This is a genomic window from Mesorhizobium sp. M0047 (assembly GCF_040323315.1).
In the GTDB taxonomy this organism is placed as follows: domain Bacteria; phylum Pseudomonadota; class Alphaproteobacteria; order Rhizobiales; family Rhizobiaceae; genus Mesorhizobium.
The window spans coordinates 260667-270781 of the sequence record NZ_JAMYUW010000003.1; the positions used below are offsets into that span (position 1 = coordinate 260667).

The 10115-nt window shown below is 61.4% G+C and carries 6 protein-coding genes; 5 read left to right on the forward strand and 1 reads right to left on the reverse strand.

The window, feature by feature from the left end; translation table 11 throughout:
* The first annotated feature begins 250 nt into the window (after nucleotides 1-250).
* On the forward strand, nucleotides 251-928 hold the full coding sequence (locus NKJ89_RS04510) for a hypothetical protein (RefSeq protein ID WP_352600261.1): 678 nt from the start codon (nucleotides 251-253) through the stop codon (nucleotides 926-928).
* A gap of 407 nt (nucleotides 929-1335) precedes the next feature.
* Here the strand turns inward: NKJ89_RS04510 and NKJ89_RS04515 are convergent, their stop codons facing one another.
* A complete protein-coding gene (locus tag NKJ89_RS04515; RefSeq protein WP_352600262.1) occupies nucleotides 1336-1797 on the reverse strand; it encodes a hypothetical protein in 462 nt (153 codons plus the stop codon).
* A 694-nt stretch (nucleotides 1798-2491) separates the two neighbouring features.
* Here NKJ89_RS04515 and NKJ89_RS04520 point away from each other — a divergent pair.
* From NKJ89_RS04520 to NKJ89_RS04535, 4 genes are all read left to right on the forward strand, one after another.
* Complete coding sequence (locus NKJ89_RS04520) at nucleotides 2492-3517, forward strand: IS110 family RNA-guided transposase (RefSeq protein WP_352600338.1); 1026 nt, start codon at nucleotides 2492-2494, stop codon at nucleotides 3515-3517.
* Between the two features lie 477 nt (nucleotides 3518-3994).
* A complete protein-coding gene (locus NKJ89_RS04525; protein ID WP_352600264.1) occupies nucleotides 3995-5032 on the forward strand; it encodes a PD-(D/E)XK nuclease family protein in 1038 nt (345 codons plus the stop codon).
* Between the two features lie 299 nt (nucleotides 5033-5331).
* Nucleotides 5332-6627 (forward strand): PD-(D/E)XK nuclease family protein, encoded by a 1296-nt coding sequence (locus NKJ89_RS04530; protein ID WP_352600266.1) that lies wholly within the window; start codon nucleotides 5332-5334, stop codon nucleotides 6625-6627.
* The gene (locus NKJ89_RS04535) at nucleotides 6627-9962 is read left to right on the forward strand and encodes a UvrD-helicase domain-containing protein (protein ID WP_352600268.1); all 3336 of its coding nucleotides are present in this window, start codon (nucleotides 6627-6629) and stop codon (nucleotides 9960-9962) included. Before NKJ89_RS04530 ends, NKJ89_RS04535 begins: the two co-directional genes overlap by 1 nt.
* The last annotated feature ends 153 nt before the right edge of the window (nucleotides 9963-10115 follow it).

A 10115-nucleotide genomic window follows, 5' to 3' on the forward strand; every position in this document is an offset into this window, starting at 1 on the left:
GGGGAACGGCCCGCCTTTTCAGCTTTCGCCGGAGTCCTGTCACCGAGCTGGCATCATTGGACGGCTGCGAGGCGGCAAGAGGTCGGCGCAATTAAGCATTGTGTGAAGAGACCGTCTATCATGACCATGGGAATTCGACGACTGGGATACAAAAGCCAGCGGTCGTGTATACAAGGCGGATGGTGACGGTGCCCGACCGGGGGTAGGGGCGATGATGGGTCCCCTCCTCCTCCCCGAACTGAGGTTTCCAATGACTAACTTCGCTGAAATTAGAACGTTTGATGCAACGACTTCCGACACGACGACCTACGGCATGGCAGTGGATGCAAGCTGGGGCGGCCACACGAAGAACGGCTACATCACGCTGCACGTCCTGAAGGGGCCGGATGAATACCCAGCGAAAGGCGCGGTGAGCCTGGGGTGGCGGATGCTTGAGCCACTGCTGAAGGTGATCGTAGAGCGCCAGATCGGACGCGAGTTGATGGCCGATGCGCTGCGTGGGCAGAGGCTCAAGGTCGTTGACGACTGGACCGACGAGGATGAGGCAGCCCTGGTCGCAGACAAGAAGCGGGAGGCCGAGGAGAAGGTCGCGCTCGCCGAGTACCGCAAGCACAACGAGGAGGCGCAGCAGGAGCATGCGCGCCAGGAAGGCGATCGCCCAGGCGACCGAGGCAGGGCGCAAGGAGGCGCAGAAGGGGCGCAACCGGGAGATCCTGGAAGCGATCAACGCAGCCGGCGGCAAGCCGGTTCTCGCCGAGTTCGAGTTCGAGGTGTCGGATGGCCGCCGGCTGAAGGCTGTCGAGTTGACGACCCATACAAGCGGTACGGCGCAGAGCCTGATCGGGGGCTTCTGCGCGAGTTGGGGCTGAAGCAGCGCGACTTCAGGATCGTCTGCGTGACGCTGGCCGGGAAGAGGCCGGGAGCATGAGCATGCGTTACATCATCATCGACCGCTACACCGGCTGCATCTGAGGCGACATTGCCGACTACGCGCAGCGTAGTGTGTCGTCCCCAGCTTAACCACGCCAGCCGAGCGCATAGTGGCGGTGGCGCCGTCCTCATTCGTCTTTCCAAACGACGCGCCGCTGCCTCGTTGATCTCCGCGCCGGCGACCGTCGGCGCTCTAAGGAAGAACGGCGTATAAACCGCAGTCCTGCGCGCGTCCGCAACAGTGGACGGTTGTCGCGCGGAGGAAGGAGGAAATTCGCCCCCGCTGCGGGCGGTGAACGGGACAGCCGTAGGAGCGTCAGCATAGCGCCGGCCGCAGGACGGGACGCGGGACCGACTGTCCCCGTCCGCGGCGGTCCGCCAAATCTTGCACCCTTTCATCTCCATTCAATTGCGTGGCAGCTTGTGAATTTCCAGCCTGACAGGCCCGCCCCTGTCACAACTCGTGCAAAAAAGCGCTCGCTCGACCGAACTGAACAGAGCGCCTTTTCCATAGCGCTCAATGAGGCCGGCTGGCTTCACCGTCGCATGGTGCGAACAGGATCTGCACCAGGCCCGCAACACATGCCATTCGCGTAGATCTCCGAGCGCAACATCGAGGCCGGCGTGAACGCTGCCGTCGATGATGGCCTGTGGCGGGATCTTTACCTCGCCCGGTGTCAGGATTTTCTCCATCACATGCCGGCTGTTGTAGTGAACCAGCAACATGCCTGGGCGGCGCCGGATGGCGGCTTGCCAGGCTGCCTGGCTCACCGTTGAATCGGGGGAACGCGAAATGGTTTCTGACAAGACCTGCTCCTCGCGATCCCAGACCTCGATCCGAAAATTGTCTTCCGCTGTTTTCGCCATAGCTTCGCCGGCCAGCGCGATTGACGCCGAGCCATGGTCCTTTGCTGCTCCAGATCACGCTGAAATAAGGAACATATTCCTCTCCCGTCAAGAGCCTGCTTGACTCTTTGTTCTCATTTTGTTCACATTGGCAGGATTAGGTCATAGGAGGCGAACCATGGAACTTCGCTTGAACATTGAAGGTGCGACGCCCGAAGAACTGGCACGTGGTATCGCTGCGGCCGAAGCTGTCTTCGCGCGGGCCGGCATTACGGCTTTGCAAGGCGCGGAAGGCCTGTTTGCGTTGGAAGGGTGGGATATCAAGGGCTTTCCAGAAGACGACAAGCCTACCGAAGAGGAGGACCGAGCTGCGGCAGTCTGGATGGAGGCCGACAAGGCTGCGACGACTGCATGTTGTGCGGACTGGCCGGAGGATGAAGTTCCGCACCATCAGACCATGGAACTGATCAACGTTCCCCGAACGAGATTGCAAGCCGAGGCGATTCCAGACACCTGGCCGGAGCGGAAGCAGCTCTATCCTGACGTCGTCAGGCGGCTGGAGATCACGACCGGCCCGGACCGCCAGATCGATTTCGATATTGCCTTCGTTCTCGGTTGGGTTCCAGAGCGGCCGACGCTGGATCGGGTCGAGCCGCTTTCTGACGATGGCGACCGTATCCCCTTCTTCACCAGCGACCTTGCCCAAGTCGAAGAGATGGCTCGCAAGGCGCTCAAGGACTGGACAACAATCTGCGTGGTCGACGAGGACGGTATCATTTTCCGGGAAGGAGTGGCGGCCTCGGATCCAAATGAGATCGCCGACTGGCTCGAGCGGCTCGATCTGAACCTGGCAAGGGTTGGGCTTGAAGCCGGCGCAACCGCAGCTTGGCTGTACAACGGCCTGAGGAAACGCGGACTGGCCGCAATCTGCATCGATCCGCGGCGGCTGCGGGCCTTGACCAAGACGATGCCGATCAAGAACGACCGGAATGACGCTCGCGCGATCGCCGGCTGCATGCGCGTTGGCTGGTTCTCCATCGTCCATGTCAAAAGTGATGAGAGCCAGGAAATCCGGATGCTTCTCTGCAACCGCCGTACGCTTCAGACGAAACAGATCGACATCGAGAACGAAATCCGCGGGACACTCCGTGTCTTCGGCATCAAGCTCGCCGGTCGCATAACCTCCGGCCCTTTCGAAGGGCGCGTTCTAGAGCTGATAGAGAACGCGCCTCGCCTGGCGGCCATGGTGAAACCGATGCTGATCGCTCGAGCGGCTCTTCGACAGCAATGCGCGGTGTTGCACAAGATGATGCTGGACATGGTTCGGAAGGACGAAACGTGCCGCCGGCTGATGACCATCCCTGGCGTCGGAGCGATCACCGCCGTGACCTATCTCACGACCATTGATGATCCAGCCCGTTTTGAACGTTCTCGAGACGTCGGTGCACATCTTGGCCTGACGCCGAAGAAATACGCTTCCGGTGAGGTCGACCGAAACAGCGGCATCTCCAAATGCGGTGACGTAGCGATGCGGTCCACCCTCTACCAAGCCAGTCTCGCGTTGCTGACGCGCTCGACCAAGAACTCGGGCATCAGGGCATGGGGTCTCGCGGTCGCGAAGAGACGCGGCCTTCGGCGGGCAGTGGTGGCCGTCGCTCGGAAGCTCGCCATCGTCATGCATCGTGTCTGGGCGGACGGAACCGAATATCGTTGGGAGAGCAAAGCCGCGACTGCCAACTGATTTGGCGTGAATCGAATTCCAGAATCTGCCTGAGGCAGAGTGATGTCCCGCAAGGACCTGGTCGAAGTGACTGCGCTGCAACGATTGTGCTCCAGCACGCTTTCGTAGATAGCAGCCTTCGATTATCGGACCACCATCTTGAGGCGATCAAGCATCGACCTCGTAGACAAGAGAGAGCCTCGCGGGACTTGACGTGCAGTTGGCAGAGGAAGGTTGCGGTGACAATCGCAATCAGACAAATCGTTGCACATGGGAGGCTCCGGACCTGGGCGACTTGATTACAGAAAGGCTATCGGGGGCACGATGAAAAGCGTATCGGCACTCAAGAGACCGTCCCGCGACCGTGTCAGCAGGCAATCTGAAACGGTTGTCCCTGCTTTTGTAAAGGGTAGCCTTGCAGTCCAGGGTCCCTGATCTACGATATGATCTACAGTCGGATGACCGGCTTGCAGCGTCGCAACAAATGTCCTTGTCACCATGGAACGTCACACCGTCGTCGTCGAGGGCACCTTAGCCTTTCGCATGCAGCGTGTCGCAGCCGCGCAAGCGGGTGACCACGGTCTCGACGTCGCCACAGTCCTGCTGCTCGCGGCGCGCCTTGCGGGTGGTTTCAGCCGACCAGCCGACCACGCAACGCTTGTGCCAATCATTTCCCGAGCACTTGCAGAGATTACTTTTGAAGAACTCGAAAAGGTCAAGGCAAGGCCTGGCATGGCGCGGGCTGTCCTCTCCAGTCTGGAGCGCGTGTGGGCCGCTGACATTCGCCTTGTCGATCCACTCAATCCAAGCGCCAGGCTGAGCGACCTTGGTCACATCGAAGCCTTCCTGCGCGAGCATCTTCCAATCGGCGCGCTGTTGCCCGTGGATCTGCGCGATCGGGCGCTTGCGCACATCGATCATGCGCGCACTGTCGTCGGCCCTCTCCATCTCCACCGTCTTGTTTCCGTCGAGCCGCTCTGGCGGCCCCTCATCGAAGCCCTCGCCTCGGTCATCGAAATCACGTGGGACGCGCCAGGCACGCGCGACCGGAGCTGGTTTCCTGGTAAGATCCTGGGAAGACCCCTGCAGCGCCCCGAACAGCTGATCTGTGAGGTTTGCGCCGATCCACGCGCGGAGGTTGTTGAAGCGCTTCGCTGGGCGCGTGCGTTGTTGAGCGATGGCGTGACACAAGCCAGCGAGATCGCGATCGCCAGTGCTGACTTGAGCGTGTGGGATGATCACATGCTGGTCCTGGCGGCGGACGCTGATCTGCCGATCCATTTCGCTGGCGGCGTTTCAGCCCTGAGCACGCGCGCCGGCCAGACCTGCGCGGCGCTCGCCGATGCGATGATCAACGGCCTGTCGCAAGATCGCATTCGTCGTCTGTCCCTGCTCTCCCCTTATCTGTCGGAGGCGCTCCCGGTTGATTGGATGAAAGGACTCTCCACCGAGGCGGGTCTGTTTGAGCCGGAGCATTGGGCGCAAATCTGGAGACACTCTCCCCTACCGATGGTCCTCCGATCGCAACGATCGTGATGCCGGTGCTTTATGACCTTGTGAACGGCGCAAAAGCTGCGGTCAAACTCGGAAAGTTGCTCCTGCGCGGCAGCAGCCTTGGGCTCTGGCAGGCCGCCCTTCGTTTGGCGCCGGCGGCAGCAATGGAGATGACCCTGACGTCGTTGCGCATCGCGGATGAGAGCGATCCTGCCAACAATGTAGTTTGGGCACGGGCAGCGGATCTGGTTGGCGCGCCACGCAAGCATATGCGTCTGCTTGGGCTTTCGAGCAGAAGCTGGCCGCGTGGCGACAATGCGGACCCGCTGCTGCCCGAGCATGTGCTCAACGAGCGCGAGTTAGTGGATCTGCCCCGGCTCGAGCGCGATCGGCTTGCCTTCGAGGTGCTGACCGGCCACCCAGATTCGAAGGTTACCCTGTCGCGCAGCAGGCGATCGGCCGAAGGCGCGTTCCTCGCCAAGAGCGGATTGCTGCAGCATCGGGTTGCCGAGCGTCCCCTCTCCCGGACGCGGACGCCGGAGCATGCGTTCAGCGAGGGTGATCGTCTGCTGGCTCGTGCCAAGGAAGCGCTCGCTTTGCCGCGCATACAGAGCGTCATTTCCTGCTGGACCAACTGGACGCGCAGGCTTGAGACAACGCCACATGACGGCGGGTTCCGAAAGGATCATCCGGCTGTTCTGCGCGCTCTGAGCTTGCCGCAATCCGCTACCTCACTGCGGCGGCTGTTGCGTGATCCCTTGGGCTATGTGTGGCTAAGAGTGTTGGGGATGACCGCGCCTGAGCTCGCGGTTCAGCCGCTGCAACTCGATGCGATGACCTTCGGCGAGCTGGTGCATGAATTGCTGCGCCTCGCGGTCGAGCGCATGCCTAACCTTGTCAGCGCAACGCCAGGAGAAATCGAAAGCGCGCTTGAGGCAGCAGCCCACAGCATCGCGGAGCACTGGCCGCTTGCCCGCGCAGTGCCGCCGAGCTTGCTCTGGCTGGACACGATCGAAGAGGCACGGCGACGGGCCCGCCGCGGACTGACGGTCGATGACCGCTTCGGTCCTGGTACCCACAGCTTCAGTGAGGTGCCATTCGGCACGCCTGAGTCGCAGGCAAAGCGCTCCGATCCCTGGCGCGAAGACCAAGAGGTCCTGATCGGCCGTTTCGGCATCCTCTTGCAGGGACGCATTGACCGTGTCGACGTGAAGCCCGACCGCCGTGGCGTCCGGATGTCCGACTACAAGACCGGCAGGACGCCGCGCGATCTGCGCGACGTCATCCTCGACGGCGGAGCGGAAGTTCAGCGCGCGCTCTACGCCGTCACCATCAAACAGCTAATCCCCGAGGTGAGCACGATCATCTCCCGTCTCGTCTACCTCGACACCATGGAACCTCCGGCGCGTCTTGAAGGCGAGGTGCTCGAACAAGCGGAAGAGACGCTGCTGCGCTTCATCGATATCGCGGTCGAAGGGCTCAGAGCTGGGATCGCCTATCCGGGACCAGATGCGTTCGCTGGCTACAATCAACTCAGGATCGCGCTGCCTGCGGCGCTCGACCGCTACCAGGGGCGCAAGGATGAAGGTTTCAATGCCGCGCAGCACAAGCTCGCGCCCCTTTGGAGGGAGCGGTGATGCTGAGCGATGCCCTCGAGCGCAGTCGCGTTCTTACGGAACTCGGCAAGACATTGCTGGTCGAAGCGGCCGCGGGCACGGGCAAGACGTCGCTGATTGCCGGCCGCGCCGTGATGCTGATGTTGTACGGTGCGCCGCCCCGCAGCATAGCCGCGATTACGTTTACCGAACTGGCTGCCAGCGAGCTGTCGCTGCGCGTTCGCGAATACGCAACCCAGCTGCTGGCAGGAGAAATCCCGAAGGTCCTGCGCGGCGCTGTAACCCTTGAGCTGCTCAACGAAAGGAAGGCTATCCTCAAGTCGGCAATCGATGCCTTCGACGAGATAACCGCGTGCACGATTCACGCGTTCTGCCAACAGATTATCATGGCCTATGCCGTCGAAACGGGACTCGATCCCGGATCGCGAATGATGGATGGGCCTGCGGCCGATGCGATGTTCGAGAGCGTCATCTCCAAATGGCTCTTCGAGCGTCTCTCCCTACAAACCAGGGAGGGCGAGGATCCGGTCGCGGTCCTCTCCAAGTTCGAACCTTTGAAGGTCGTCAAGGATAGCTTCGACCTTGCCAAGCTCAAGCTCGAACACCCAGGAGCCGGCACGGCTTCGGTCGACTTCTCGCTGCGCAAGGACATCGATTTTGTCGAGAGTGTCCGTGCGTTCCGATTCTGGCAAGCGGACTATCCCAAGGAAGGCCGCACCGCGACCCTGGTTGGCGAGTTCGAAACCCTCGCCGCATTCTACGAGAACTGCTTCGAGACGAAGCCGACCTTTGCTCGGCTATGGGAACTTGCCGACCCGCCACGCACTGCCACGATGAAATGGAACGAGTTCGCTTTTAAAAAGCAGCGTAATCTCGGCTATTGGAAATCGGCCTATGGCAAGGACAAAGGACCAGAACTCGATCAGCAGGCCGAGACGCATTCCCATGACTGTGAAACGCAATTCGCAGAGCTCCTCGGCCAGATCGGCGATGCCATGGTCGATCAAATGTCACGTGCCCTCGACCCCGTCACCGACCTTTATGTTGAGCGCAAGGGCGACGCGGCTGTCCTCGATTTCGACGACCTTCTGCTGCGCGCCCATGCCCTTGTGACGAAGAATGATGTGGTGCGCGAGGCTGTCGGTCGACGCTTTGCGCATATCCTGGTCGATGAATTTCAGGACACTGATCCCATCCAGGCCAGCATCCTGTTTTCGATCGCGGCGCGCGCCATGCCCGATCGCTGGCAGGATGCCGAACTTCGCGACGGGGCGCTGTTTGTGGTCGGCGATCCCAAGCAATCCATCTATGCCTTTCGTGGTGCCGACATCGATAGCTACAATCAGGCGAAAGGGACGATTGCACGCCTGGGGGATGACCGCGTCGTTCATATCGGGGCCAACTTTCGCTGCCAGCCAGGCATCATCGACTACGTGAACGCCGCATTCCAACCGGTTCTTGATGCCGACGGTCAGCCAAGTTATGGCGCACTCACCGCCACACGGGAGGGCGCCTTCCATGGCCTGCCTTCCGCGTCCCATGTGACCATCGGCGACGGTCGAACGGCGAGCATGCCCGAGCAGCGCGACGACGAGGCGGCCATCGTTGCACGGATATGTTCCAAACTCGTTGGCGCAATCGAGATCGAAGACGAGCACGATGGCAGGCGCCGCCTCCTTGAAGCGGGCGACATTGCCCTGCTTGCTCCAACCGGCACTGACCTCTGGCGCTACGAGCGGGCACTGGAGGCGCTCGGGCTTGCCGTCGCGTCGCAGGCCGGCAAGACGCTGTTGCTCCAGCAGGAAACCCAGGACGTTCTGGCGCTGCTGCGGACACTGGCGGATTCGCGCGACCGGCTTGCCTTCGGTGCCTTCATGCGTGGACCCATGGTCGGTCTAACCGATGAAGAGTTGCTCGACATCGCCGAAGAGGTCCATCAAGCCGGTCCAGACGCTTCACCGACTGGCCTTTTTGACATCACGACCCCGCCGGCTCTGGTGTCCCATCGCTTCGCCAGCTCCATCCTCGAGGTCCTGCAAAAACTCCGCGCGCGGGTGAACAACACCACGCCCCGCATTTTGTTGGCCGAGGCCATAGAGCAGCTTCAGCTGCGCGTCGCTCTGTCGGCGCGCAGCGGCAACAACCGGGCCGCGCGCTCACTTGCCAATCTTGATCGCATCGTTGAACTGGCGCGGCCATTTGATGTCCGGGGGCTCCGGTCTTTCGTCCGTCATCTCCAGCTCGATTGGGACCGTCGCGCCTCGCGGCAGGAAGGCCCGATCGACGCGTCAAAGGACGCGGTAGAGATCGTGACCATTCACAGCGCCAAAGGCCTGGAGTGGCCGGCGGTGATCCCCATCAACATGGGCACGCGTGCAAGACCCTCCGAGCGTTTCGTTCATCGTCAATCCGACAACACGCTGCACTGGATCATCGGCGGCGTCTGTTCCTCTGCGCTCAAGCGTGCTCGCGAGGAGCAAGCGCAGCGTCAGGCGCTGGAACATCAACGCATGTGGTATGTCGCCTCCACACGCGCCCGCGACCTGTTGGTCGTTCCCAATCTTTCGTCGGCCAAGCCAGGCGCTTGGTCGAAACTGCTCAACCTGAGATTCGACCTGCTTGAGGAATTAAAGTTCAACCAGCTCGAGCCACGCACGACCACCAATTTTGACGCGGCCGCGTTGCCTCAGGACGGAGGTACTTTCGCACGGCAAGCCGCCATCGTTCAGGCAGCCTCACCACCATTGCGCTGGGTCAATCCCAGCGCCCACGATGCGGATCGTGCTGAAATCCTCGCACCCACCATGGCAGCCGAACCGAGCAGCGCGTTCGAATATGTCGAGCCCATTGGGGCCGGCAGGACTCGTGGGCTGGTTCTTCACAAGCTTATGGAAGAACTTCTGACCGGCGAACTCTCGCCGCAGGATGACGTTGCCGCACGTGCTGAACGTCTTCTCAACGAGCTTCTTGCCATCGACCCCGTGGAGGGACCGCTACCGGCTCCAGGCGAACTCGCGGCGACCGCGTTGCAGACCTATCGGCTGCCGTATGTGCAACGACTCTTGCCCGTGCTTGTGCCTGAACTGTCTATCTGGGGCGAGATAGAGCCGGGCACTCTGCTCGCCGGGCGCGTCGATGCGATCGCAATCGAGGGCGGCAAAGTCTTGGAAGTTCTGGACTGGAAGAGCGATCGCGACACAAACCTGCACCGCGCTGCGTATGTCCAGCAGCTGCAGCGCTACCTTCAGGCAGCCTCGGCGCCACTCGGCGCGATCGTGTATATGACCACCGGCGAAATCGTGTCTGTCCTGCCGGTGAATCGAAGCTCACCAGCTACGCATCACAATCTTCGTTAGCCGCGAGCCGACAGTCTGATTTCGAGATGACCTGGCCAGACAACAGTCAGTGGCATCCGGCGTATCTCGTCACCAGAAGCATTCTTCCCCTACAATTAGATTGTAGTGCGGCTGGCGCGGAAGCTAACCGGCAATCCGAGACACTGTCCGCTG